At 58.8% G+C, this 26,603-nt stretch carries 21 protein-coding genes and 1 pseudogene; 11 read left to right on the top strand and 11 right to left on the bottom strand.

Annotated features, from left to right (window positions below; all coding sequences use genetic code 11):
• Window position 1 precedes the first annotated feature (1 nt).
• The 4 genes from nosZ to RBH20_RS05010 all read right to left on the bottom strand — a co-directional run bounded on the left by nosZ (window position 2) and on the right by RBH20_RS05010 (window position 4,196).
• On the bottom strand, window positions 2-1,981 hold the full coding sequence (gene nosZ, locus RBH20_RS04995; protein ID WP_306706148.1) for a TAT-dependent nitrous-oxide reductase: 1,980 nt from the start codon (window positions 1,979-1,981) through the stop codon (window positions 2-4).
• Window position 1,982: 1 nt separating this feature from the next.
• A complete protein-coding gene (locus RBH20_RS05000; RefSeq protein ID WP_306706149.1) occupies window positions 1,983-2,495 on the bottom strand; it encodes a plastocyanin/azurin family copper-binding protein in 513 nt (170 codons plus the stop codon).
• Window positions 2,496-2,695: 200 nt separating this feature from the next.
• A complete protein-coding gene (locus RBH20_RS05005) occupies window positions 2,696-3,385 on the bottom strand; it encodes a YqjF family protein (protein ID WP_306706151.1) in 690 nt (229 codons plus the stop codon).
• Between the two features lie 85 nt (window positions 3,386-3,470).
• Window positions 3,471-4,196 (bottom strand): hypothetical protein, encoded by a 726-nt coding sequence (locus tag RBH20_RS05010; RefSeq protein ID WP_306706152.1) that lies wholly within the window; start codon window positions 4,194-4,196, stop codon window positions 3,471-3,473.
• Window positions 4,197-4,731: 535 nt separating this feature from the next.
• On the opposite strand from RBH20_RS05010, the gene RBH20_RS05015 reads away from it, so the two are divergent.
• The 9 genes from RBH20_RS05015 to RBH20_RS05055 all read left to right on the top strand — a co-directional run bounded on the left by RBH20_RS05015 (window position 4,732) and on the right by RBH20_RS05055 (window position 13,929).
• Complete coding sequence (locus RBH20_RS05015) at window positions 4,732-5,538, top strand: IclR family transcriptional regulator (RefSeq protein ID WP_306706154.1); 807 nt, start codon at window positions 4,732-4,734, stop codon at window positions 5,536-5,538.
• Between the two features lie 724 nt (window positions 5,539-6,262).
• The gene (gene gdhB / locus RBH20_RS05020) at window positions 6,263-7,546 is read left to right on the top strand and encodes a glutamate dehydrogenase GdhB (RefSeq protein ID WP_306706156.1); all 1,284 of its coding nucleotides are present in this window, start codon (window positions 6,263-6,265) and stop codon (window positions 7,544-7,546) included.
• A gap of 63 nt (window positions 7,547-7,609) precedes the next feature.
• Window positions 7,610-8,500: an arginase gene (gene rocF, locus RBH20_RS05025; protein ID WP_306707477.1), complete on the top strand. Its 891-nt coding sequence runs from the start codon at window positions 7,610-7,612 to the stop codon at window positions 8,498-8,500.
• Between the two features lie 94 nt (window positions 8,501-8,594).
• Complete coding sequence (locus RBH20_RS05030; protein WP_306706157.1) at window positions 8,595-9,917, top strand: aspartate aminotransferase family protein; 1,323 nt, start codon at window positions 8,595-8,597, stop codon at window positions 9,915-9,917.
• 59 nt (window positions 9,918-9,976) lie between these two features.
• Complete coding sequence (locus RBH20_RS05035) at window positions 9,977-10,765, top strand: basic amino acid ABC transporter substrate-binding protein (protein ID WP_306706159.1); 789 nt, start codon at window positions 9,977-9,979, stop codon at window positions 10,763-10,765.
• A gap of 4 nt (window positions 10,766-10,769) precedes the next feature.
• Window positions 10,770-11,447, top strand: a complete 678-nt coding sequence (locus RBH20_RS05040) for an amino acid ABC transporter permease (protein WP_306706161.1) — start codon at window positions 10,770-10,772, stop codon at window positions 11,445-11,447.
• Window positions 11,444-12,196, top strand: a complete 753-nt coding sequence (locus RBH20_RS05045; protein WP_306706163.1) for an amino acid ABC transporter ATP-binding protein — start codon at window positions 11,444-11,446, stop codon at window positions 12,194-12,196. Before RBH20_RS05040 ends, RBH20_RS05045 begins: the two co-directional genes overlap by 4 nt.
• On the top strand, window positions 12,193-13,182 hold the full coding sequence (locus RBH20_RS05050) for an amino acid ABC transporter permease (protein ID WP_306706165.1): 990 nt from the start codon (window positions 12,193-12,195) through the stop codon (window positions 13,180-13,182). The genes RBH20_RS05045 and RBH20_RS05050 overlap by 4 nt, the downstream gene beginning before the upstream one ends.
• 30 nt (window positions 13,183-13,212) lie before the next feature.
• Window positions 13,213-13,929 carry a helix-turn-helix domain-containing protein gene (locus tag RBH20_RS05055; RefSeq protein ID WP_306706167.1) on the top strand — a complete coding sequence of 239 codons (717 nt, stop codon included), beginning with the start codon at window positions 13,213-13,215 and terminating at the stop codon, window positions 13,927-13,929.
• Between the two features lie 331 nt (window positions 13,930-14,260).
• Here RBH20_RS05055 and RBH20_RS05060 read toward each other — a convergent pair whose 3' ends face one another.
• From RBH20_RS05060 to RBH20_RS05090, 7 genes and pseudogenes are all read right to left on the bottom strand, one after another.
• Window positions 14,261-15,298, bottom strand: coding sequence for a tyrosine-type recombinase/integrase (locus RBH20_RS05060; RefSeq protein ID WP_306706169.1), 1,038 nt, complete (start codon window positions 15,296-15,298; stop codon window positions 14,261-14,263).
• Entirely contained in the window at window positions 15,295-15,708 is a 414-nt protein-coding gene (locus tag RBH20_RS05065) for a DUF5805 domain-containing protein (protein WP_306706171.1), read from the bottom strand. Before RBH20_RS05065 ends, RBH20_RS05060 begins: the two co-directional genes overlap by 4 nt.
• Window positions 15,709-17,941: 2,233 nt before the next feature.
• Window positions 17,942-18,648, bottom strand: a pseudogene (locus tag RBH20_RS05070) (transposase); the annotation flags it as partial.
• Between the two features lie 122 nt (window positions 18,649-18,770).
• Window positions 18,771-19,250 (bottom strand): hypothetical protein, encoded by a 480-nt coding sequence (locus tag RBH20_RS05075; RefSeq protein WP_306706173.1) that lies wholly within the window; start codon window positions 19,248-19,250, stop codon window positions 18,771-18,773.
• 531 nt (window positions 19,251-19,781) lie between these two features.
• Entirely contained in the window at window positions 19,782-20,210 is a 429-nt protein-coding gene (locus tag RBH20_RS05080; protein ID WP_306706175.1) for a hypothetical protein, read from the bottom strand.
• Between the two features lie 56 nt (window positions 20,211-20,266).
• Entirely contained in the window at window positions 20,267-22,189 is a 1,923-nt protein-coding gene (locus tag RBH20_RS05085; RefSeq protein WP_306706177.1) for a HAMP domain-containing protein, read from the bottom strand.
• 2 nt (window positions 22,190-22,191) lie between these two features.
• Complete coding sequence (locus RBH20_RS05090) at window positions 22,192-23,385, bottom strand: ABC transporter substrate-binding protein (protein ID WP_306707479.1); 1,194 nt, start codon at window positions 23,383-23,385, stop codon at window positions 22,192-22,194.
• 350 nt (window positions 23,386-23,735) lie between these two features.
• Between RBH20_RS05090 and kdgK1 the strand changes: the two genes are divergently transcribed.
• The gene (kdgK1, locus tag RBH20_RS05095) at window positions 23,736-24,695 is read left to right on the top strand and encodes a bifunctional 2-dehydro-3-deoxygluconokinase/2-dehydro-3-deoxygalactonokinase (RefSeq protein ID WP_306706179.1); all 960 of its coding nucleotides are present in this window, start codon (window positions 23,736-23,738) and stop codon (window positions 24,693-24,695) included.
• Window positions 24,696-24,795: 100 nt separating this feature from the next.
• Entirely contained in the window at window positions 24,796-26,586 is a 1,791-nt protein-coding gene (gene pyk, locus RBH20_RS05100) for a pyruvate kinase (protein ID WP_306706181.1), read from the top strand.
• The last annotated feature ends 17 nt before the right edge of the window (window positions 26,587-26,603 follow it).

Raw genomic sequence — 26,603 nt, forward strand, 5'->3', positions numbered from 1 at the left:
GCTACCCCTCCGCCGGTTCGACAATCATCCGGCTGCGCATCTCCAGGTGTAGGGCGCTACAGAAGAACGTACAGTAGATCCAGTACACGCCGGGATCGTCAGCCGTGAACGTAACCTCACGAGTGTCCTGTGGCGCCACAGCGTAGTTGATGTCGTGCTCGGGGATGGCAACGCCGTGGATGATGTCCTGCACGCCCTCGATGTTGGTCGTGGACAGTTTCACTTCGTCGCCTTCCTGCACCGTGAAGTCCGGCAGGCCGTACTCCGAGCGCTTGGTCGTCATCTTGACGTGGACGCTGTTCTCACCCGTGCGCTCGACGCCGGAGTCTTCCTCGGTGATATAGGTCTCGTCGTAGTCGCTCTTGTCGTAGACCTTCTTGGCGTCGATCTTGTCCTTATGGGCGAACACGCAGTCGTGTGGCTCGGGATATGCCGGGTGGTCCGCGACCAGTTCCATCTCTTTTTCACCTTGCCCGATGTGTATGAGCTGGTCGTTATCGGGCATGATCGGACCGACCGGGAGGAACCGGTCTTTCGAGAGCTTGTTGAGGCTGATGAGCCATTCTCCGTCCGGGTCGGTCGTCATCGCCTCAAGCGCCTGAATGTGACCGGGGTTGTAGTGAACGTCCTGTTTCTCGATGATCGGGTCTTCGGACCCCTCCTCAGCCTCGACAGCGGCCTCGATGTCCCACTTGACCGCCTGGGAGTCGATGAATAGCGACGTGTAGGCGTGGCCGTTGCCGTCGAAAGTCGTGTGCAGCGGGCCGAGCCCGACACGCGGTCGTCCGGCGACAACCTCTTCGGGATCGGAGGAGTCGGCCAACGCGTTCAGGTCGAGCATGGTCACCGTCGGCGAGAGCTTCCCCGCGATGAAGGCGTAGTCGCCGTTCGGCCCGACCTCGACACAGTGAGGGCTTTTCGGCGTCGGAATGTACTTCACGATAGGGCGGTCGCCCTGATTGAGTGAGCTTCCCTGCGTGCCGTCGATGACGGGGATGCCGTTGACTTCCTCGTAGTTGCCGTTCTCGACGGCCTGCTCGATGGCCGGGATGTCGAAGGCCTTGACGTTATCCCGGTCGTCCTTCGTCATGCCCTGAATGTCGGTAGCCTCCTCGCTATTGTATGCCGAGGAGATGGCCCACCGACCCTCTTTGCCGGTGTCGACGATATCGAGATTACCGTCGACCTTGACCTGCCACTGGGTCTCCATTGACTCGGGGTCAACGGCGACGAACAGCGACGTGTAGTTGTCCGGGTTCTTCACGTCGGTCCCGTCGTTGGGTAGCGGCGCGCGGAACTCGCCGTTGCCCAGCACGTACTTGGTGTCCGGGGAGAGGACGGTACAGCCGTGGATGGCCTGCATGTTCGGGACGTCAGTGATCGCGTCTGTCTCGAAGTACGTGAGGTTCACGCGGGCGATGCGACCGTTGGCCTTGTCGTTGACGTACAGATACTCGCCGTCGTAGTCGCCGTCCGTCTCCGAGAGGTTCGGGTGATGGTTGTCACCCCAGCTATACCCGCCGCCCTCTTCGAGCAGCTCTTTCGTGTCATCGGTGAAGCCATAGCCCGACGCACAGTCGGTGTTGAACACCGGAATGCGGGTGAGCTCGCGCATCGACGGGATGCCAATGACCCGCAGTTCGCCGGAATGTCCGCCCGACCAGAAGCCGTAGTACTCGTCGTGTTCGCCGGGTTCGACCGTGTGGCTCGCGCCGCTGCCCGATGGTGTCGACTGGCTGCCAGCGCTGCCACCGCCACCAGTCAGCGCCGAACACCCGGCGACCGACCCCATCGCACCGGCGGCGACGCCGGCTTTCATGAAGTCCCGGCGACCGAGCGAGAGCCCGGGCAGTCCCAGCGAGATGTCGTCGTCTTCAGCCGTTTCATCAGGGGACTCGACCTCCGCCAGAACAGAGTCAAGCGTTTCTTCGTACTCTTCGAGAACCTCGTTCGGGTCGCGGGGGGTTTCGTTCTTACTCATATCAGACCACCTTGATTGTGCCGGCCATCCCGTTCATCTCGTGGGGAATGCAGTAGTACTCGTACGTGCCCGTCGTCTCCAGCGTGACCTCGTAGCTCTCGCCTTTCGGGACGTTGCCCTCCTGGCCATTGCTGTACCCGTCTTTCGCGGCCTGTTCGGAGTCGAACTCACCGGACGCGAAGTAGTCCGCGCCGTCGGGGATCTTGTTTTCGTAGGCCGTCACCGTGTGACCGATGCTGCCGACGTTCTCGAATGTGACCGTCGTCCCAGCCTCGACCTGAATTTTCTTCGGCTCGTATGCCAGTTCGTCCGTCATTTCGACGGTGCTCGTCTCGGTCCACTCGGACCCACTCCCGCCGTCACTGGCCTCAGTCTCGCCGCCGTCTGCTCCGTCGCTGCTGCTGCCCGAGTCGCCGTCACCGCCACTGTCGGACCCGCCGCCCGACGAACAGCCAGCCAGCGCAACTCCAGCTGCGAGACCCAGACCGCGCACGAATGTTCTACGCGTTTCCATGGTAGCTCACGACTGCAACTCGAAGACCAACCTGTATATATGGGGAACCGCACTTTCATTTCGCAGGAAGCGGGGCGAATATGTTCGTCGGTGAATAGTGAACCGAGTATTCTCACAGTGGCTCCGTTAGAATAGCGACTGCCGAACTACCTGATCGGGGCAGTTGGGAGTGATCGATTCGGGTCTCCCCGGCGGACGCCTCACACCGGTTTACTCTGGGATGCGACAACATCTACCCCCGGGCTGTAGTAGCACACGGGGTCATCGTTGGGACGGGCGAACCCGTCGGCCCGCAGTAATGTATCGGTCTCGACGGTCGCCGACGCCGGGTACAGCGTCCAGGTGTCGTGGCTGACATCGGTGTACCGGAGCGACCCGTCCGGTGCCTCGGTGTAGAACCGATAGCGTTCGACCAGAAACTCGGCCAGCGAATCCGCAGTGGCGGTGAACGGGTCGTCCGTCGGCCAGTACGCCGCCTCGTACACGCCGGGACGTGCCCCGGGATGCTGCCGTCGGCTGTCGAATTGTACGCGACCGTCGCGAAGTTGCAGGGAGATGCGGGCGTAGTAGTACGGGAGGTGGTGAAACAGGCGTGCGCCGACGACGCTCGCAAGCCCCTGTGCGTCGAGGCTGAAGAAGTAGACGCTCGGGACGCCGTCGCGGGTGACGTACGTACGGACGTTGATCTCCGGGAGCCGAACGCCGAGCGACCGTGGGACCCCTTTCGGTCGGACGGCGACGTTGGTGAACGGCACGACCGAAAGCCACGCCGACCCGTCGTAGCGGTCGGCTTCGAGCGAGGGCGGGAGGTGTGCATCCATCAGTTCGGGGTCGACCGGCCAGTTCTCGAACAGCAACTGCCGCCAGCTCATCTCCAGGGGCAGGACCATACGCTCGAGTTCACACCGTAGCGAAAAGAGTCTCCTGTTGGAGGCGTCAGATAGCGCGCGAGATCTAGCGCCCGCTTCCAGTAGCTCAGCTGTCCACGGATTCCTGTAACCGTGCGAGACTGGTCAAAACCGGATACGTCCAGAGTTGCTCTTCGTACATATATGTGCAGAACTCGTGTGTCTCGAACCGGTGAACGCTTGAGTGGAGTTGGTCCTGTCGTTCCTGTAGAAGCGCTGTAACGTCGTTTTGGAACGTCTCGCGATACCACTCAGGAACGACTGTGCTGTCGAGCGTCTCAATGATCTCCTGCAGACTGCTGTGGTACTCCTGCATCGATTCCTGTTCGATTTTGACAGCGCGGTCCAGCGAGGTCCGTTCGTCGATTGCTTGCTCAGTCGCGGCCACCAGCGAACGCTTGATCGGCGGCGAGAGCCCGACGTTCGTCTCAGGGTGAAACAGCGCTGCGTAGTCCGGCCCGAACTCGATAGCAACGTTCTCCACCAGCGACTCGTCGTACACCGACTCGTAGTGATCGACAGCCAGCACCGTGTCGGCGTAGGCGTCCCGTAGCGCTTCAACGGGGTCGGATACGGACTGTCGACTTCGCGCACCGACGGGGGAGGAGGGCTGTTCGGCGGGGTCGACGGCACGCACACGCTGTAGAAAGTCCTCGAGCCCGTCTTGCTCGGCTGCAAGCTCGGTGTGCTCCCTGTCGAGCACTGTGAGAGCCGTCTCTACCGGCTCGAGAATGTGGTCTCGCCATGTGTGCAGGAACCACTGCGTGCCGTCCTGCGCAGGCGTCGTTGACATACTAGTCTCTCGTTCAGTAACAACAATAAGTGTTTTAGTTACCCGTCAACACCACCGTGTTCTGTACGGTTATTTATAAAGGATATCGGACAGCGGCGTTGCGTCCGCGGTGTGTCCTGCGGTTTCAATCTATCGACAATTACAGCTCGCACCGAACCGTATCTGACTGCAAGAGCAAGACATATAACCCATATTTACCCACAAACCGGTTCCATATAGAACTATACAAAACGTAAAATACGGTATAATATAGAAGTCCCGAGATATGCGATTGTATTGCTATTATAAAATCCATATATTCCCTAATTCTCGTGGCATAAGAGAGATATAAATTTAAATACTGGCCACACGCACTCTGGTGCTTAAGCTACGGCCTGGTCTACGCTTCGGCTTCCACCAACTCCATAGAGCGGTATCCATAGAGTCTGATTATGTCAGATATTGACAGGTGTCGGTTACCAGCGGCCGGTCTGTTGGTCTGGCTGCCCATCGTTTACATCCGGGTTTTAAATAATGACGGCAACTCTACTCGGTAATGACCGACGACGCCAACACACAAAACACGGGCCGGCGGATACAGTCCGTGGAGAACGCCTGCGAGATCATCGAAGCCGTACAGGAGTCACACAGCGCGACGTTGCAGGAACTGAGCGAACGAATCGAGCTTTCCCAGGGAACGCTTCACACATATCTTGCGACGCTGACCGACTGTGGCTTCCTCACGAAGGACGACGACACGTACCAGCTCGGCTTTCGATTCGTCACGATGGGCGAACACGTCCGTAACGAGACGGAGCTCTACACTGCTGGACAGGAGGAAGTAGACAAACTGGCCGACAGATCCGGTGAGTACGTCCATCTAGTCGTCGAAAACGACGGTCGCGAAGTCGCCATCTACGAACGGCGGGGCGAACATGCCGTCGGAATGGACTACCACCTCCAGCTGCGGGAGGCACCACAACACCTCCACGACAGCGCTTCGGGCAAGGCAATCCTCTCATGTCTCCCGGACGAGCGCGTTGAGAAAATAATCGACCGGGAAGGCCTTTCACGACAGACACAGCACACGATTACGGACCGAGAAACACTTCGTGACGAGCTAGAAACTATCCGGGAGCGGGGATACGCAACGAACGACGAGGAAGAGATCCGTGGCCTCCGGGCGATCGGTGCGCCGATTCTGGACAACGATGGGACCGTCGTCGGCGCGGTCAGTGTGACTGCACCGACCAGCCGTCTGAAAGGGGCCCGCTTCGACACCGAAATTCCTGAGATGGTGATGGAGGCAGCCAACCTCATCGAGGTCAATCTCGAAATGACCTCGTTCGACCGGAGCACGTAACAGCCTCGTCATACGCTCGTCACTGTGTGTCGGCGACGACCACTAACCGACGACGGCCTCAGGCCACTCCAATTTGGATTACTCAAATCACAGGTGTGCTGCTGTGACGATGGAACGGAGCGATTGTCCCGTCGAGCGATCAATAATAACAGTCGTACCACCGTTAGTAGCCAAGCCACGATAGCACAGCGGATCGGATAGTCGTGGTTGTAGGCAGTCTACGGTGGGGTACTACGAGATTGGTACCTGTTATCGCCGGCATGCCTCGGTATAGTACCCCGTTGCTACGATACCAAGCTTGCTTTTGACTTGCTCAAACTACTTATTGTCACCCAACTCCGGTAGACAGACGCGCTGTAGCGCGCATACGGTATGCTCTGTGGCATCATGCGCACGTTCATGCAAGTACCGCAATCACTCTCAGATTGAGTATATCAAGCGTATATTCCAGCAGTATTTCACAGATAAAGCGTTAGATGGGCTTAAAATCTTCTGTAATTGGCTTGAGAAGGCGTTATTAACTTTTGCTATGTTCAAACTAGTTGTCCCGTAGACAGTCCCAAATGTTTATTAACAATACCGGTATTGGTGCCGATACACTGTCTCACTCCAGCCGTCGGATGCTGACAGTCAAGACGGAACCAGCGTCTGAACAACTCAGCGTACTCGCCCCATTGGTCCCGAAGCGAGTGGGCGTACGCACCACCGAACCCACAACCCAATCATGAGCACACAGAAGGAGCCATCAGAGCAAGCGACAGACGAGGACGAATCGCCAATCGCGACTGCCCGCCACCAGCTGGAGCAAGCAGCTGAACACCTTGACCTTTCTGAGGGGATGCTTGAGCAGCTCCGCCACCCATCGAAAACAGTCGAGGTATCTGTTCCGATCCGCCGAACCGACGGGAGCGTTGAGGTGTTCAGCGGGTATCGCGTCCAGCACTTCGAGATCAGGGGGCCGTATAAAGGCGGTATGCGATACCACCCGAGCGTCTCCGCCGAGGAGTGCACGGCGCTAGCGATGTTGATGACGTGGAAGTGTGCGGTGATGGACCTGCCCTTCGGCGGCGCGAAGGGTGGCATCGTCGTCGATCCGTCGACGCTCGATGCACAGGAGACCGAGCAGTTGACGCGTCGGTTCGCCGAGGAACTACGCGAAGTCGTTGGACCGACGAAAGACATCCCCGCACCCGATATGGGGACCGACGAGCAGACCGTCGCCTGGTTCATGGACGCGTATTCAATGCAGGAAGGCGAGACGGTCCCCGGCATTGTGACTGGCAAACCGACAGCGGTTGGCGGGACACACGGCCGTGAGGAGGCACCCGGCCGAAGCGTCGCTATCGTCGCCCGCGAAGCACTCGACTACTACGACGGAAACATCGATGGTGCGACTGTCGCCGTCCAGGGCTTCGGTGCCGTGGGCGCGAACGCCGCACGCCTGCTTGACTCGTGGGGTGCGTCTGTCGTCGCTGTCAGCGATGTGGACGGCGGCATCTACGACGAATCCGGGCTCGATATCGAATCGATTTCGGCTGACGGCGACGAACACGGCCAGCTGGGGGCTGTTGACGCACCACGTCAGGTATCCAACGCCGAGTTGCTGGAACTCGATGTCGATGTCCTCATTCCTGCAGCAGTCGGGAACGTCCTAACCGAGGAGAACGCTGCAGACGTACAGGCGAGCATTATCGTCGAAGGGGCGAACGGCCCGACAACGACAGCGGCCGATACAGTGTTCAAGGAGCGCGACATCCCAGTCATCCCGGATATCCTCGCGAACGCCGGCGGCGTCACCGTGAGCTACTTCGAATGGCTCCAGCACATCAACCGACGGAGCTGGTCCCGTGAAGAAGTCAACGACGAACTCGAAGCCGAGATGCTCGATGCCTGGGAGGCCCTGCAGGCTGAGGTCGAGGACCGTGATGTCACGTGGCGAACAGCTGCCTACATCGTCGCGCTTTCGCGAATCGGTGACGCTATGAACGCTCGTGGACTATGGCCGTAACAACGGATGTCGCTTCAGTCCACCCACTCGCGAGACCGTAGTCGTCCCGTGTCACCTGTCGCGGTGCTCGGTGTCCCGTTCGCCCTCGGTGCCGACCGGCGCGGCGTCGACATGGGCCCGTCAGCGATTCGCTACGGCGGCCTCACCGCTGCGCTTGATACGGCCGGCGTCGACTACACTGACGTCGGAGACCTTTCAGCGCCGACGCTACAGTCCCAACCGGCGTCCGACGACAACAGTGCGAAGTACCTCGACGCTATCGCGGAAATGACCGATACACTTGCCGACCGGGTGGCGACAGAAATAGCCGACGGGAGCGTGCCGCTGGTGTTAGGTGGCGACCATTCTATCGCGATGGGCACGATGCGCGGTGCGGCTCAGACGACCGAACTCGGCGTCATCTGGTTCGACGCCCACGGCGATTACAACACCCCGACTACGTCGCCCAGCGGGAACGTCCACGGGATGCCGCTTGCGGCCGCCCACGGCTACGGCGACTTCGCAGAGATGCCGTGGGCCACCGCCCCGAACGTTGCCGAGGAGAACACCGTCATCGTCGGCGCGCGGAGCCTCGATGCCGACGAACGAGCAGTCCTCCGCGAGAGTGACATCTCCGTCTTCACGATGGAAGACATCGACAGTCGGGGTATCGGCCCAGTCACTGATGAGGCACTCGACATCGCGACCGATGGGGTCGATGACATCCACGTGAGCCTTGACCTCGATTGGCTTGACCCGGACGATGCACCGGGGGTCGGGACACCGGTTCCCGGCGGCGTCACCTACCGGGAGGCGCATACGGCGATGGAACGGGTCGCCGACCGCGACGCCGCCGAATCGGTGCTGCGCTCGCTTGATGTTGTCGAGGTCAACCCCATCCTCGACCAGCGCAACACGACGGGCGAGCGAGCGGCCGAACTCGCCGCTAGCGCGTTCGGCAAGCGGATCCTGTAGCCCAGTTTCGAACCGCAGCAAGGACCCAGCTATGTGGCCAGTACGCGGGCCCGGAACACAGTGATTTATTACTAATGATTGTTATTGTGATAACATGGACCGCGATACTGCGGAGCCGCGTGTCGATAGTATGCCTGGCCCACAGAGCAGCGAGTGGGTCGAGTACCATCACGAAACCGCCGCGCCGAGTACGTACGTGTACGAATTCGTCTGGGACATCACTGAGGACGCAATCGGCCCGTTCTGTACAGACGCGGACGGCAACGTCCTGCTAGATTTTACCTGTCACGTCGCCGCATCGCCGCTCGGGTACAATAACCCGAAGGTGCTCGACCGTGCCGACGAGTTCGACATGGTCGACCCGCTGAAGATCGCCGGTCAGGACTTCTACATCAGCACCGGCGGCTCACCCGACGAAACGTCGCTACCGGGGCCCGCCCACCTGATGGATAGACTGACCGATATTACCAGCCAGTACGACTTCGACACCGTCTTCCTCTCGAATTCTGGTGCCGAGGCCGTCGAGAACGCGATGAAGATTTGTTACGATAACTGCGAGACGCCGAAGTACGGCATTACCTTCGACGGCGCGTTCCACGGTCGGACGCTGGGGGCGCTATCGCTTAACCGTTCGAAGTCCGTCTACCGTCGAAAATTCCCCGAAATCAGCGGGATTCACGACGTGGAGTACTCCGAGGCCGGCGTCGAGCGCCTCCGTTCGAAGCTCGACGCAGACACTGGCCACATCCCGCCCGAGGAAGTCGCGTTCCTCATCTTGGAGCCGATACAGGGCGAAGGCGGCTATCGCGTTCCGAACCCCGAGTTCCTCTCAGCCGTCGACGACCTCTGCCGGGAACACGATATCCCGATCATCGCTGACGAAATCCAGTCAGGAGTGGGCCGCACTGGCGAGATGTGGGCCGTTGACCACTACGACATCGAACCGGATGTCATCACGAGCGCGAAAGCACTTCGGGTCGGCGCGACCGTCTCCCGGTCGGACATCTTCCCGTCCGAAACGTCACGGCTCTCCTCGACGTGGGGGGCCGGCGACATCCTCGGCTCGATGCGCGGCGCGCTGACTCTCGCTGCTATCGAGGACCATGATCTGGTGGACAACGCCGCCGAGAAGGGGACGTACTTCATGGATCGGCTCCGCGATATCTCGGCGGGCCGTTCGCTGGTCGAAGACGTGCGCGGCCTCGGCTTGATGACCGCGCTGGAGTTCGATACGGCTGATCGACGCGACGCTGTGATGGAAACTGCGCTCCAGCACGGCCTCCTCACGCTCGGCTGTGGCCAGAAATCTCTCCGGCTTCTTCCGCCACTCGACGTCACCGAGCGCGAACTGGAACTCTGTCTCGACATCCTCGATTCGGTGTTTACCGAGGTTGCAGGCGCTGTCGCGTCCGCCTGACCCTCGCGACTTCTGCGGTAACCGAAATGTTAAAATATGACTGATTCGACTGTGGCACTATGCCACGAGAGGCACGCGTAGACAGACGGAGGTATCTGCAGGCAATTGGTGGCACTGTCGCGACCCTGTCGGTCGCTGGCTGTCAATCGGGCAGCGGGGACTCACAGACGCTTACCGCGGGCACAGCGCCGGGCTTTCCGCCGTTTGAGATGAAACAGGACGGCGAACTCGTCGGCTTCGACGTCGAGTTGCTGGAAGCCGTTGTCGCGGCGTCGGAGTACGAACTGAGCGGCTGGGAAGAACTTGAGTTCAAATCACTTATCCCGGCGCTGAACAACGGGAATGTCGACGTCGTCGCAGCGGGCATGACGATCAACGACGAACGCGACGAAGCGATCGACTTCTCCGACCCGTACTACAGTTCGAATCAGGCCATCATCGTCCGAGAAAGCGGGTCGTTCTCACCGTCGTCGCTGGATGACCTCTCCGGGGCGACAGTCGGGGCACAGAAGGGGACAACCGGCGAATCCGTTATCAAGGACCAGCTCATCGAAGCGGGGACGATTCAAGAGTCTAGCTACAACGCGTACGGTAACTACGTGCTCGCTGTTGAGGATCTGCTGAACGAAAACGTCGACGTCATCATCATCGACGTCCCTGTCGCGAACTCGTTCGTGGCAGACCGCTCCATCGAATCCGCGTTCGTCCACGAGACTGGCGAGCAGTTCGGTTTCGGAATTCAGTCCGGCAACAACGAACTCGCAGGTGCGCTCAACAGCGGGCTGACCACCGTTGAGGACGATGGGACGTACCGGGACCTGACCGAGAAGTGGTTCGGACAAAAGTGAGGCCATGGAAGCAATACTTCAGGTCGCCGACTGGCTGTTCGTCGTCGACAACCTTGGACTGTTGCTCGGTGGGACAGCTGTTACCGTCGCGCTCACCGTAGCCAGCATTCTCCTGGGATTTGCAATCGGGTTCCCGGCCGGTGCGATAGAGGTGTACGGCTCGGACAGAGCCCGTCGGCTGGTCGAACAGGTCGGGGTTGTCCTTCGTGGCACTCCGCTGCTAGTCATCATTATGATCCTGTACTTCGGCCTGTCCGTCTCCAGTAGCGCGTTCGTCACGGCGACCATCGCGCTTGGGCTCCGGAGCGCCGCCTACCAGTCCCAGATCTTCCGCGGTGCGCTCCAGAGCGTCGACGATGGGCAACTCGAAGCGGCACGCGCCGTCGCGATGTCCCGGTTCGAAGCGATCCGGCACGTTGTCGTCCCGCAGGCGCTCCGCCGGAGTGTTCCGGGCTTCCAGAACGAGTTTACTATCGTCCTCAAGGACACGAGCATCGCCATCATCATCGGTATCGGTGAACTGCTGACGACAGGACAGAACCTCTACGAAGGCGGCCAGTCGACGGCGGCACTCGAGATATTCCTCGCCGTCAGCCTTGTCTACTTCGTGCTGACGTTCGCGACGAACCGGTCACTCGACAGACTCAGCGACTACTACGCGGTACCGGAGGGAACGACATGACACAGCCACTACTCTCAATCGACGATCTGCACAAGTCCTACGGGAGCGAGGAGGTACTGGAAGGCGTTGGCCTCGAGATGGATCAAGGCGACGTGACGGTCCTCATCGGCCCCAGCGGCTCGGGCAAGTCCACGCTGCTCCGGTGCGTGAACCGGCTAACCGAGATCAACAGCGGCCGGATTGCGCTCGATGGGGAAGACGTGACTGGGGTCGACACCGACGTCAACGAACTGCGAAAGCAGGTCGGCATGGTGTTTCAGGATTTCAACCTCTTTGCGCATCTGACCGCGCTCGAAAACGTCACGCTCGGCCCAAAGAAAGTACTCGGGATGGACGCTGCCGACGCCAAGGCAGCCGGACGGAACCACCTCGAACAGGTCGGATTGCTGGAGCAGGCGGACTCCTACCCCGCGGAACTCTCCGGCGGACAGAAACAGCGTGTCGGCATCGCCCGCGCACTCGCGATGGACCCGGAACTGTTGCTGTTTGACGAGCCGACCAGCGCGCTCGACCCCGAACTTGTCGGCGAAGTCGTCGAAGTGATGCGTGACCTCGCTGCCGAGGGCATTACGATGCTCGTGGTCAGTCACGAGATGGACTTCGCCCGGTCGGCCGCATCTGACATCGTGTTCCTCGATGACGGCGAGATTGTCGAGCATGGCCCACCGGAGCAACTGTTCCAGAACCCCACAGCGGATCGAACCGAACAGTTCTTGAGCAGATTGCACGCGCACGAGGAAACGGCATGAGCACAGCCGAATCTACAACGTCACCGCTTCGGGACCGCGTCGAGACAGTCTTCAGCGTCCGTCCACTCACAGTCGGCTTGGCACTGTTCTGGATCTGGGTTCTCGCCCGCTGGACCACTGATTTCGTTCTCGCAGGGGTATTCGGACTCGACCGTGGCGCACCGTTTGTCCCGGCAGCCCCGTTTCTGACAACAGCGGATACCGTTGCCTCGCTTGCCACGCCACTCGGTGCCGCCGGAGCGCCGCTGGTATGGCTCGCTGACACGCTCCGGTTCACCGCCGATGCGACGGCGTACCTGCCGGCGCTGGCGCACGGCATCTGGACGACGGTCCTACTGACAGTCTTCAGTGTCTGCCTCGGGTTCATGCTGGCGCTCCCGCTCAGCGTCGTCCGCGTGTACGGCGGGCGATGGGCCCGGTGGTTCGCTCTGTCGTACACGGAACTCATTCGCGGGACGCCGCTGCTCGCCCAGTTGTTCGTCCTCTACTTTGCGACCTCACTAACGCAGGTTCTCAGAGGCGTCCCGGGAGTCGGTGTCGGATTCATTCCAGCACAGGCGTTCTGGGTCGCCGTCATCAGCTTCACGCTGAACAGCGCCGCCTACCAGTCCGAATACCTGCGTGCGTCGCTGGAGTCCGTCGATGGCGGGCAGTTGACTGCCGCACGCGCGATCGGGCTCTCGAAGCTAGAAGGGATACGGTACGTCGTCGTTCCACAGGGTCTGCGACTCGCGCTTCCCAGCTGGACGAATGAACTCGTGTATCTCATCAAGTACTCCTCACTGGCGAGTTTCATCACCGTCCAGGAACTGTACGGGAGAACGAGCACCCTCGCTAACGAGACGTACCAGTATACAGAACTCTTCGTGCTGGTGGCGATACTGTATCTGGCCCTAGTCGTCTCGGCATCAGCACTGATGGACCGCGTCGAATCGCACACTGCAACCGCCGGTGTCGGACACACAAGACAATGGCCACTCTCTTAGGGTTTCCGCTCAACTATTCCAGCACATCCCATGAGTCACGCTGATAGCGCCGGAGCACGGCTAACACTCGACCTGTGGCACCCGAACTGCTGGGCTATCGAAGCGACCGACCGCACCGATGGCGGTATCCTGGCACACACAGTGCAACAGAGCGTCCAGTCGCCGACAGCATCGGTCAACGGCGTGTTTACGGCGTACGGAGCCACGAAGTCGGCTGTCGAGGACTGTCTTGACGCAGTCCGTGCGTCGTCTCACGCCGGGGAGATACAGGAACTTCAGGCACGTATCGGCCACAAACGCGATGCGCCGGGCACCGTCGTCAGACAGTTCCTGCTGGAGTACGACCCGGGCGAACTGGTCTGTCCGACGTTGCTCGAACATGGGTTCGTCCACAGCGCCCCCGTTCGCATCGAAGACGGTCGCGAACGGTGGCAGGTGAGTTTCACCGGCGAACGCCCCGAGATTCAGCCCGCACTCGATGCTGTCGAAGCTGACGCCGACGCTGACGTGTCGGTCGAATCCATTGTCACCCCGGACAGCGATACTGAGCGGTCGGTGGGGGGGCTGCGTACTGACTCGCTGACGCCGGCTCAGCGACGGGCCTTCGAAGCGGCCCGCGACGCGGGCTACTACCAGTGGCCGCGCGGGATTTCAGTCCGCGAACTCGCCGACCAGATGGACATCTCGAAGACGACACTCCTCGAACATCTCCGAACTGCCGAGTCGAAACTTCTGGACCCTGAGTAGTTTCTCCGGATCTCCCTCTGGATAGCGGCTGATATGGACGTATGTAAGGTTAGTGCCGACAGTCTCTGGTTCTGCCGCCGTCTCAGTCCAGTGATGTGCTATACACTGATCTGCTGCTTTGGAAATGCCTGTCAACGGGCTGTTCGATCGATTTTACCACAGGACAACCGACGCATGGAACCTGTCTGTCTCATATGCGGCCATCAGAACCATCATTGAGACAGTACAAATGCGAAGTAGCATTCGGCCAGTTCCATATAGCATTATGGAGTTTATTAGTTCAGCAGCGACCATCTCAAATGCAATTATAGTATTAAAAATTGACAAAAAGCTACAGTAGTGAGTAGATTTCGGCCTCGTACACATCCCTGACTCGGGTCCCCCATTCGTGGGTGTACGTGTCGATAACATCCTGTGCCACGTCGCCCCTGAGGTATTTGACGACGCCGCGATCACCGGTCCGGTCCCGGAGATGTGTCGTGAAGAAGTGCCGGAAGTAATGTGGCGTCACGTTCTCTTCGGCTCCGCCACCATCCGTGTACCAACCGAACTCGCGGGCGTGAGACTCGACGATATGGTGTACCATGTTCGGCGTGAGTCTATCCCCCCAGCTGTCGCTTGTAGACACGAACAGCGGCGCTGCCGGGGACTGCGTGTCCGGTCGGATTGCGAGCCAGCGTCGCAGTACAGATGTCAGCTCGGCGTCGACTGGAATCGTTGTCTCACGCTTGCGCTTGTTTGACGCAGTTCGTTCTTCCCCGTTACTGGCCTCGCTACGAGCCGGGTCCGAGGCGACGAACAACGAGTCCGGACGCCCATCGAGGCCCGCTCGAACCGGGATCTCCGGTCTGGGGCCGGGGGTTTCGAGGTTGAGGTCGCGGATATCGAGGTTACACAGTTCGCCAGCCCGCATTCCCGTCTTCAACAGTGTTACTATGATAGCGCGCTCTAGTGGGTGCGAGACGCTGTCGACGAACGCACGCATCGACTGGAGGTCTATCTCCCGACGGGTCGGGTCGGTGTTGATGGACTCGTCCATCTCCTCCATGACCAGCGTCATCGGGTTCGATTCGAAGACGCCTACCTGGGTCATATACGCAAAAAACCGGTGCAGATAGGAGGCATACGTTGCGACAGTGCTTTCCCCGACATCTCCACGGAGGCTGTGGACGTATGCCATGCAGTCCCGGTGGGAGGCCTCTCGGACAGGGAGGGGCTGGTGGCCGTCCGCCAGATAGGATTCGAAGTCCCGGAGGACGCGCTCGTAGGACGCACGAGTCCGGTCGCTCTTTCCGTGGTACGTGATATCATCAAGGAAATACCCAACCGGGTCCGATTCGGCGCCCGGTGTGGCTGCATCCGTGCTCATTCGTCTCGAACATACCCCCCGTGTCGCCCGCTGTACTGCACTTTGTTGTCTGACTGCAGTTCCTGCAGTGCGTCCTCGAGTCGCTCCTCGATATCATCGGTCAGCCCTGCGAGCAGGTCGTCCCACTCGTAGTAGTCCCCGTCAGCAAGGATCTCCTGGACCCGGTCTTTCAGCCCCTCACCCCCAGGGGTAGCATCCGGAGAACGGGGTTCCTCGCTATCGCTCTCAGCGGCGTCTGATTCAGTCGTCTCGGACGCTGCTGACTCGAATCCGCTTCGGCCTGCCTGTACCATCGTCCGGACGAACTCGCTTTGACTCATATCCAGTTCCTCAGCGTGGGCCTGCCATTGCTCTTTCTGGTAGGCCGGAATGTACGTCCGAACCGTCGTTCGCTCACTGTCACTGGACACATTTTACTCTCGGATGCCGGGAACTTCAATGTAGTCCCATACTTAGAGATAAAAGCCTTTATTTGGGTGAGTGACACCCTATTTCACCGCAATTTGTCGCCTTACTGACAACTAATTCACGCTTTATCGAAAAATAGGCACATATTCACAAATATAAATACGGGCGCAGATTACTGTACTCTCTCTGGTTAGCCCACCTGCCCAACAAGATTCAGGTGGACGAAAGCAGACTACCGCCTGTTGACAGGGTATCAATATTCGGTTTGGCGCAGTGAACGGCCACGGGGTCGAGTCCAAGACTATACAGGCCTGATCCACTACTCGCCGAAATCAAACCATGGGGTTGGCAGTCTATCCAGTTGCTCAGTCTCACTGATTTCCCTGCACGGTTGGCTCCTTAACCTTCCCACGCTACGTAGCATCCACAGTCCCCCAGATGTGGCATGTGCTACTGAGGCTGGCATCCTCCCGGCGGAGAACGGCGTGGCTTTTCTCCTGGAGCCACAGTTGGTTTAGTGTACCCGGACGCACTATACCGGTCACGCTGGACCGTATTCAGGTCTGTATGCTGGTCTTTGAGACTATGAGGATGTGACCCTCCAACCAGACGTGGTAGCCCCGCTTAACCCCACGAACCGCGTCGTCAGCTCGACTGCCTGCTTTGCGTGCCACTCCAGAACCGTTTCTGACAACGTACGGTCTGCGTGGCCTTCGATATCTACCGGACAGTGAGGTGTGGTCTTGATTCTCCGTCAGCCGGCCTGTGTCTCCCACTGCAGGCACTGCTAACAAGCCCACGCTTCTGACCGAGATACACTGTGTCCAGCCGTTCCTGTCCAGTCGTTCCAGCAGGGCACGACATGGGGATTCTTCGGCGTGGCTGCGGCGTCGGGTCCGCTTCCGAGCAGTTGCCAGAGACGTTCGCTACTGCATTGGCCTTCCCGTAGCCGTCCGCGAGACTCTGTCTTTCTGTGACTCTAAGAGACGCCGTCTCTCGGGCAATTTGGACCGCACTGGGCGCTTTTCCGTCGTCGCACGGAACCGCTGGCCCGACCCACGGCCTTTGTGCAGGTACTGCTCGCCGGTTGCGGTAGTGCAGGCGACAAGAGTGTGGCACTAGGACTCAAAGCGGCCGTTTCGTCGGCCAGTGGCGTCCCGTGCCTTGCCAGAAACAGTCACGGGTTGCAACACTCGACAGGTGCATTCAGTCTCGTCGTGCCATAGGTCCGGCCTGCTTTTTGTCATCGGGATAATGCGGGTCGCCAGCGGTTTCGAGTCGGAGACGCCCGGTGGTTGTACGGTCCTTCAGTTGGCCCCCGATCAGCACCTCAAATCGGACTGCTCGCCTCATTCGACGATGTATGATATGCAGCGAATGCTACCTTTGCGTACACGCCAATCACGATCATTGCCACGGAAGTCCGGCGAGTTCGGTGTCCTGTAACCGACGTATTCGGCTCGTCACAGTACCTGTTCGTATCGAAGAACCCGCACAGCGCTTCGCTGTCTTTGTGTATCATTCGAAGAATGGTACTGCACTGAGAACAGCCCTGTATTGCCTTCAATCTGACCTGTCTCGGCGTGGCCCCGTCACTCTCTCCTGCACACGTAACACATCCCCCAATAGACGGACTTCAGTATAGACGAGCACTAGAGTGCTAAACCGAAACCCTCCTACATTAGCGTGTCGAGGCTGAAGCTAGCGATATGCGCTCCCGACGACACGCGTTCTCTCAGGCGGGTGAGTCCGGTGGCTAACGACGCACTCGTCCTTTTGTTCATGATTGCGATCGTACTGGTAGTCATGGCTGTCACCCTTATTGGCGGGTTCTATCTGGTCAAATACCTCGTCGAGCGTACGTTTAATTCGTGATTTCGTTTCCTTCAATAGTCTATGCGCGTCGATAGTCTGTAGCGGTAATTAACGGAGATTACTGTGGATAGTCCATTTGCTGGTTACTGCTGGTAACCTTGAGACCATCATCACACTGGTCCGCCCAAGACACATAAATTGCATACCGCTATATCAAATAGGTGGGCAGGAAGTTGAGACTATAACGGGTTTAGCGAGGCTGTAATGCGTGTATTTGGACGAATCGCCGAGCGAAAAACCGATCAAGATTAGCTCTCATTCACTGGTTCCTGTTGTATTACTGACTATATTGCCGAATTTCAAAGACTCTCAAGATTGTATCCACTCAGACACCGCCTTACACCCTGATTGAGTCACTCTCTACCCGATTCTTTCCTTCTTTACCAACGTTAGCGTGTTATCTGCCGTCACAATCGGTTGGTGCTCGTACTCTCCGGTCAACTCCACCTGCACGAGTAGATTCACCGCAAGCCAAATCGAGTACAGGAGACACGCAAACGCGAAATAAAAGAATCGCAGCCCGAAATCTTTCGACGCAGTGGCAGCCATGAATCGCTTGATCGATTTGTATCCACTCTCGATCGCCCACCGGTAACCGTACTCAGTGAGGAAGCTACTACCGCGGTTAGACATGAACACTGAGCACTGACCGTGGTCGTCATGCTCAGAATCCTCTTTTCGCCGATAGACCAGCGTCGTCTCGTGCCACTCGTTCTTCCCGAGATGCAGTTTCCTATCGGTTTCATATCGGTCTTGACCCCGCTGGAGCAACCGCTTTGCTTGGGCTTTCTCGCTGGTCTGCATCCGTTTCGGGACGACATATGACAGTCCACGCTGGCTGAGCATCTCCAGAATGTGCTGGCTTCAAACTCCCGATCCATCAACACGTTATCGATGTGGACCAACTCCTCAGCAGAGTTGAGCAGATCCTCGACGATTTCTTTCCGACTCTCGCCCTTCCGTACTGGTCGCGCATCCAGTACGATTGGGACACCGTTCCCGACCAGTTGGACTGTCGCCCACTGGTAGGCGTACTCATCAATCTGCTCTTTCGTCCCGATAAATTTCGTCTAACTAGTAATAGAGAGAACACATTCACCTCTCAGTATCGCTAAGCAGTATGAGTGGACAGTAGTCAGTACAAGGGATCTACTTATCGCGCGCTAAATACTCCCGGATATCAGGCTCCCTACTCCTGACTGGATGAGTTGTCCTCAGATGGCAGTTTGAGTAGAGAGTGTATGCGTTGGCGGACCCGGTTTCGGATCTTTCTTCCGTAGTTCGTGAATACGAGGGTCGCTGCCAGGGAAATCGATGTGGTATGGAGGCCGACTTCCATCCAGGGCGTCAACTTGCGACTGAACACGAGGTTGAAGGCGAGGAGTAGGAGGATATTGAGGGCTATTTCAGCGACGAAGTAACCAGCACTGACTGGAAGTGACGGGTGCCAGCCGGCAGACCAGAGCAGGACAATGACAATTGTACCAAACAACAGCCCAGCACCCATTCGTGAGAAGGGGATGGCAGCCGGAACTGCATCGACCAAGGCGAATCCGAGGGTCCGGAACGACGACCCGACAAGAAACCAGACCAGTAGTAGGTGGCCAAACGAAGGCTTCTCTTCGGAGGTGGGGCTGGCTTCCCGTAGCTCCTCAATGGACTGTCCCATTACACCACCGTCAACACGACTTCCAAAAGAGTATTTGGCTTATCGGGTACACTCCCCGCTCAATACGCACCCTTACTGAACAGTGTTCTCACGGGAAGTCCTGAAATGAAGCGGTAACTCCAGTAAATTCAATGAGTCGGTTGTAGTCAGTACCGGTTATTCGTTGCGCGACTGAGTGGACTCAAAGAACTGCTGAGCCAATACGACTCCAATACCCACAGAAACTGCCGAAACGCTGGTCTCTAAGAAGGTCTGGTCAAGGAGCAGGATTGATGCGAGGACTGAAGAAGCGGCTACGGCCCCGAATAATACGAATCTATTCCGGGGGGAAAGGGGATAATTCACATTCTACACAGCCCTGCATTGGTGTAAAACGCGTTCGATATATACACAATCCTACTGAGTAGCCGGTTCGGTCAACATCTTGCTGAACGAAATCGCGAGAAGATTAGCCCGTATGCATTGAGAGCGCCAGTCTCAACTTCTGGGTGGGGCAGTGGCCTCAGAACTTCGGTAGATGAATTCTACAAATCAGTCGTCCCCATTTTCTCCGGTCGCCACTCCCAGAATCGTCGTCTCGGCGTCAAAATACGTCGGCGCATCAGTGTCGATCTCGAATTCAAGAACGGTTTCAAGGTCACCGGAACCCTCTGCGAGTTGTTCGGCAAGATCAGTATACCCCTCGGTAAGCGTTCGGTATTCGTCCAGTTCTGCTTGTTTCGCCTGGGCTTGCTCCTGCTTGGCCTCTATGTCGGCAACAGTTGCTTCCCCAGCAGTCTCCGGCTGGCCAAGGCCTTCAGTCAACGCCGTACGAGCGTCGGCAGTGTCCTGTTCGATCTCCGCAAGTAAATCTGAAAGCTCTGCACTGCGCTGGTCCAGATGGCCCGCAAGAATCGCAGCCTGGGTTCGACAGTACTCGGCGAGTTCAGCCTGTGAGATATCGCCCGCGTCGTCGTTCATTGCATCAAGTACGACGCCAGTGCGAAAGTCGGTTTCGGTGAAAGCAGTGAAGCGGGTTACTCTTCTTCCTCTTCGCCCAGACTCTGTGACGGACCACCTGAGAAGACGAACTCGTGCTCAGCTTCGGTTTCGAAGCGGTTCAGGATATCACCGAGTGGTTTTGCGTAGCGTTTGAGTTGCTCGGCTCGAGAGGACACTTCGTTGAGCTCTGCAGCCTGTTCTTCGGCTGCGCCGGCAACGGTCTGGGTTTCGGCCATCATCTGGTCACTCGTTTCAGCGGCCGACTGTAGCGTCGTCGCAACCGTCCGGAACCGTTCAAGCGAGTCGCCCAGATTGATGTCCGGATTGTCCGCTTCCAGTTCTTCGAGTGTGTCGACGAGAGTGTCGAGGTCCTCTGAGATGGTCGCGAGACGGTCCTTCTGGTCGTAGGCGTCGTCGGAGATCTTCTGTGTCGATTCGGCGACCTGTTCGGACGCGTCACGGACGGACTCCGCACTCGACAGAACGACGTCTCCGGATTCCGCGACTTCGTCGGCGAAGCTGTTGAGTTGGCCGATAGTCTTTTCGAGTTCGTCGACCATGCCGTTGAATTCGCTGGCGATACGGTCCATCGACTCATTCTCGCCGTCTGTTGCCATCCGTTCAGTGAGGTTTCCAGCGGCCGTCTCCTCCATCACGTCGGAGAACTCCTCGGCCTTCTTCTGGAGGTACTTGTTGACTTCGAGGGCTTCTGCGCGGGAAACTTCCGCTTCCTTCTGTGCGCGCTCGGCCTCATTGATCTGTTCGTTGAGCGCGTCACGCATGTCAGCGAACCCGCTGTACAGGCGGCCGATGTTGTCGATACGACTGGTGGCGATCTCGACCTCAAGATTGCCCTGTCGCATCTGGTCCGTCTTTCGGGTCAGGCGGTCGATCGATGTGGCCGTGTTGTATCCGAGTATTGCACCGACGCCCGCGATGAGCAACACCATCAGCGCCGTCCCAATGAGCCCGTACTGCTGGACGTTCTGGACGAAGCCGAAAACCGCGGAGTTGGGCGCGTGCACGAGAACAACCCAGTCTGTCCCCTGTATCGGTGCATAACCGACCGTGTAGCGTTCGCTGAGCACGTCGGCCGCCGGCATATCAGCGGTGACGCCGGATTGCTGTTCCGAAGACCGGAGATTGTTCGCCTCACCGATTGGTTCGGTGGCGCGGTTGTTCTCGCTGTACGACTGCAGCATGTTCTCACCGAGGCCGCGGCTCCCGTCTCTGGGTTCGTCAATCATGACGACCGCCGATCCGTTGACGACTTGGGTAAACCCGCCTTCAGCCCTGTTGTTCCCTTGAAGCGAGTTCGCGATCTCGTCAAGCGAGTATTCGATGAGGATATACCGGTTCTGCGAGGCAGCGACAGGACTGACGAAGCCGACAACCGGCCCGGAGTTCGTCTGGTACACGTCGGAGACGACCACATCGCTCGCCGTTTCGAAGTTCGCACCGGCAAGCCAGGCCCTGCTCGTCGATTCGAGCGGTGAGTTAGTCAGCACCTGTGAGTTAGATGTGCTGGCGACAACTTGCGATTGGGCGGCATTCCGTTCGACCAGATGGATGTCGGCAGCGTCTGCGGACAAGGCGGCTTTCCGATTGTTGAGTTCGATATCGATATCGTCGGTATCATTACTGGCCCAGACGTCGTCCGAAGAGACGAACTGGGTCGATAGCCGGTTTCGGTCGACCCACTGTGACAGGATGTCTGCTTCCTGTGCAGCGGCGTTTTCGTAGTCACTCAGAACCTGTTGTTCCGTGTAGTTCTTGACTTGCTCTGTCGCGGCAAGGCCGATGAGCCCAACCGACAGCGCCATGACAAAGAGGACGATACCGAATTTGAGTGCGAAGTTTCGCCGGATGAAATCCGGGACGACTGTCGCCAGAATCCCACCGGAGGCGTTCGAATCGTTCTCTGAACTGTCTGGTATCTGTGTATCTCCTGAACTCATACTTAGTTCCCTCCAAGCGAGCAGTTAGCCGCTGGCCCGCTATCGCACGCGTACTGTACATCCGCTGGCTCCCCAACTAGGCCGTAGTAGGTGCCATAGGATTGCTGTATCTCTGATTTTCCTCTCACAACCGGCACTTGACGCGTTGCTTGGTGATCACAGGCCCGGAGCGTCTGCGGTCCAAGACCGGCGTCGTACTCGTGTCCTTCGAGCGCCCCGATGACATCGATCGGATTGAACGTTCCCGCTCGCTCGACTGCGCTGGCGTATTGCAGCGTTTGCGTATATGCGATATGCGCTGCCCCTGCTGGGAGCGCCGATTTCGAGGACCCCGTCGAACTGCCGTACTCCTCGCGGAACGCCTCCCGGAAGGTATTAGATAGCGGCGAGTTGATTGCCGGACTCCAAGCAACAGTTCCGATGACACCCTCGATCGCATCGCCTGCAGTCTGGGCGATATCTCTCGAAGCTAACGGAAGGACAATATTTGACTCCGGGAACTCCTCTCGGAATGCTCTGAGTGCGTTTACCGCGTCAAGACCGCCGAGTCCAAGCACGATTACGTCGAAATCGACTGACTTGATATCCGCTGCGTACTGGGAGTAGTCGCTTGTCCCGACTTGTGCTGTCGTGTCCCAAACAGGAGCCCAGCCGATTTTCCCGAGGGCTCCGTCCATATCATCCCGGAGCGTCCGCCCCCAGTCATTGTCCTGGAAGATCTTGACGTAATTGACATCTTCTCCGAACTCTTTACTGAGGGCCGGGGCCAGCGCCTCGGCCGCCATGCGGTTGTTGAACATCTCGCGGAAGGAGTACCGGTTGCAGTCGGCACCCGTCAGCGAGTTCGCGTTAGCCATCGTCGCCATATACACGACCTGATTCTGCGCGGCAACCTCCTGGTTGGCCAGGCCGGAACTACTGGACGTGCCACCAGCAAGCATAATGGCATCCTCACTATCGACAAGCCGCTGTGCGTTACTCCGGGCGGTATCCGAATTTCCACCCGTGTCTTCGACAACGAACTCGACATCCTTATTCAGAAGCCCGTCACCGTCCAAGGGCGAGTTATACTTCTCGCTTGTTACCCATCCACCACCGTTGTTGATGTGCTTGACCGCGAGTTTGAAACCGCGTAGCTCCTGCTTGCCGGCCGTTGAGTACGCCCCCGAGGAAGCGACGTTGAAGCCGAACGTCACCGAATCCCCGGATACCGGAAAGTTTCCAACTGGAGTTGAGGTCGGCGTCCCGTCCCCATCTGTCACACCCTCGCTGCCACCACAGCCCGCAAGTCCGGCCAGTCCGGCCGCACCAATCGAACGGAGTAGGTTCCGCCTAAAGACCGACGGCCCACCTCCATCTCTCCCTGAATCCATACTGGCGTGTCTAAATTACTATAGCACATAAACTTTTGGAGAAAACTTATACTGTCCATAATCTATACGAAAAATACGATCTAACGCCCTCCGCTCTAGTAAGGTGTGATTAACAGGGCCGTTAGACGACTGGTTCTCCGGGATTTATACCAAGCCAGTGAGCAACGTCGGATATGACGGAGTTAGTTACGTTCGGTGAGACAATGTTACGGTTATCGCCACCTGGTGACGAGCGACTGGAGACCGCAGACCAGTATACCGTCAGGGCGGCTGGCGCGGAGTCAAATGTAGCTGTCGCCGCCCAGCGGCTTGGGCTCGACGCGACGTGGACCTCAAAACTCCCGGAGTCGCCGATCGGTCGTCGAGTCACGGGTGAACTCAGGCACCACGGCGTGTCGGTCGATGTTGCCTGGGACGACTCGGACAGCGCCAGGCAGGGAACCTACTATCTGGAACAGGGCAGTCCACCACGGGGTAACGATGTTATCTACGATCGCCAAAGCGCCAGTGTCACAACTGCCACCCCGGCTGAGCTTCCCACAGAGACCATCGCAGACGCCACAGGGTTCCATACCTCGGGGATCACACCGGCGCTCTCGGAGACGCTTGAATCGACCACTGCTGACCTCCTCTCGCTCGCACAGGACGCCGGCACGACTACGAGCTTTGACCTGAACTACCGATCGAAGCTCTGGACGCCGGCGGAAGCCCGCTCAGTTCTGACTGAGCTGTTCCCGTCTGTCGACGTGCTCGTCGTTGCCGAACGCGATGCGAACGTCGTGTTAGACCGGACCGGCGACGCGGAAACGATTGCCCGGGACCTCGCCGCCGAGTACGGGTTCGAAGCGACAGTGATCACCCGCGGCAGCGATGGGGCGCTCGCGCTTGCTGATGGGACTGTAATGGAGCAACCGACGTTTGAGTCGACCGATGCGCACCCGGTCGGGACTGGCGACTCCTTTGTCGGTGGTTTCCTCTCGCAGTACCTCTCCGGTGGCACCGTTGCAGACGGGCTCGCTTGGGGTGCTGCGACGGCTGCACTCAAACGGACGATCCCGGGCGATATTGCTGTCGTATCCCCAGACGAGATCCGTTCTATTCTTAGTGGCGACATGGAAGCGATTTCGCGGTAGCTACGGCGTCCAGCAAGCTTCTTATCCCTTCGCGGGGAACGACAGAGTATGATTAACTATGAACGCTGTAAACTGTGGCTCCCCGGAGGCCGAGGTCACAATGCGTAGCGCAAAGATCGTCTGTACGCTCGGTCCTGCGTCGGACTCAGTCGACGACATCGCGTCACTTGCAAAGGCCGGTATGTCTGTTGCCAGGCTGAATGCAAGCCACGGCTCGCCGGAACACCGTCGTGAAATGATCGATCGCATCCGCAAGGTCGACGAGGCGGTCGAGGAGCCGGTCGCGGCCATGCTTGACATGCCGGGGCCGGAAGTCCGGACCGCGGAGATCGATGAACCGATTCAGCTCACGGAGGGGTCCACTATCCGGTACGTCGTCGGTGACGATGCGACGCCGGAAGAGGTCGGGCTCTCGCAGTCGATTACAGCAGTTGAGCCGGGCGACCGGGTATTGCTTGACGACGGCCGAATCGAGACCACCGTAGAGCGCGTCGAGGACGACACAGTGTTTGCGACCGTCGAGAACGGCGGCGAGTTGTCCGCCCGCAAAGGCGTCAACGTTCCCGGCGTCGAACTCGACCTGCCGACGATTACGGAAAACGACGAACAAGAACTCGACGTGGCCGCCGAGAAGGAGCCTGATTTCGTGGCCGCCTCGTTTGTCCGTGACGGCGAGGATATCTACGAGATCAGCCAGGCACTCGAAGAGCGCGGTGTCGACATTCCGATCATCGCCAAGATCGAACGGGCCGGAGCTGTCGAAAACCTCGATTCGATCATCGATGAGGCCTATGGTGTGATGGTCGCCCGCGGTGACCTCGGCGTGGAGTGCCCGCTAGAGGATGTCCCGATCATCCAGAAGCGCATCATCCGTCGGTGTCACGAGGCCGGCGTCCCGGTCATCACGGCGACCGAGATGCTCGATTCGATGGTCCACTCCCGGCGGCCGACCCGCGCAGAAGCCTCTGACGTAGCAAACGCAGTGCTTGACGGGACGGACGCAGTGATGCTCTCCGGCGAGACAGCGATCGGTGACCACCCGTCCCGCGTCGTCGAGACGATGGACCGGATCATCCGCGATGTCGAGGGCAGCGAGGAGTACGCCGAGTCCCGCGAACAGCGCGTGCCAAACGCTGGTGATACCCGAACGGACGCGCTCGCGCGCTCAGGTCGGTTCCTCGCACGTGATATCGGGGCGTCGGCGATTGTCGCCGCATCCGAATCCGGGTACACCGCCCTGAAATCGGCAAAGTACCGGCCGTCGATCCCAATCGTCGCATCGACACCAAACGAGCGCGTCCGACGGAAGCTCGCGCTTTCGTGGGGCATCACGCCCGTAACGACTGAGTACACTACCGAAGGGGCCGATGCCGTCATCCAGACGGCTGTTCAGGCCGCTCTCGAAACCGAAGCCGCGGACAGCGGTGACACGGTCGTCGTCCTCTCCGGGATGATGACTGAACTGGAGGGGATGAACACGGCGAATATGCTGAAAGTCCACGTCGCGGCCGAAACGGTCGCCAGCGGTCGGTCAATTGTCGACGGCCTGGTGACCGGCCCTGTCCATCGGCTTTCGGCGGCCCCGCCCCAGGAGTCGCCGGGCGACCTCTCGAACGTCCCCGACGGGGCGATACTGGCGGTTCCGGAAGGGTTCGACGGCGAGTTCGTGGGCGACACCAGCCGTATCGGCGGCATCATTGACGCCCACGAGGGAGTCACGAGCTACGCTGCCATCGTTGCCCGCGAACTCTCGATTCCGATGATATCGAACGCGGACCTGCCTGATGCTGTCTCGGACGGGTCGACCGTCACACTGGATTCCGAGCGCGGTGTCGTCTACGAGGAGTCCGTCGGACGAGAGGACATCTCAGGCAGAGAGCGAGACTACTAACCGCAGTAGAATCTGTG

Source organism: Haloarcula sp. H-GB4 (assembly GCF_030848575.1).
Classification (GTDB): Archaea; Halobacteriota; Halobacteria; order Halobacteriales; family Haloarculaceae; genus Haloarcula.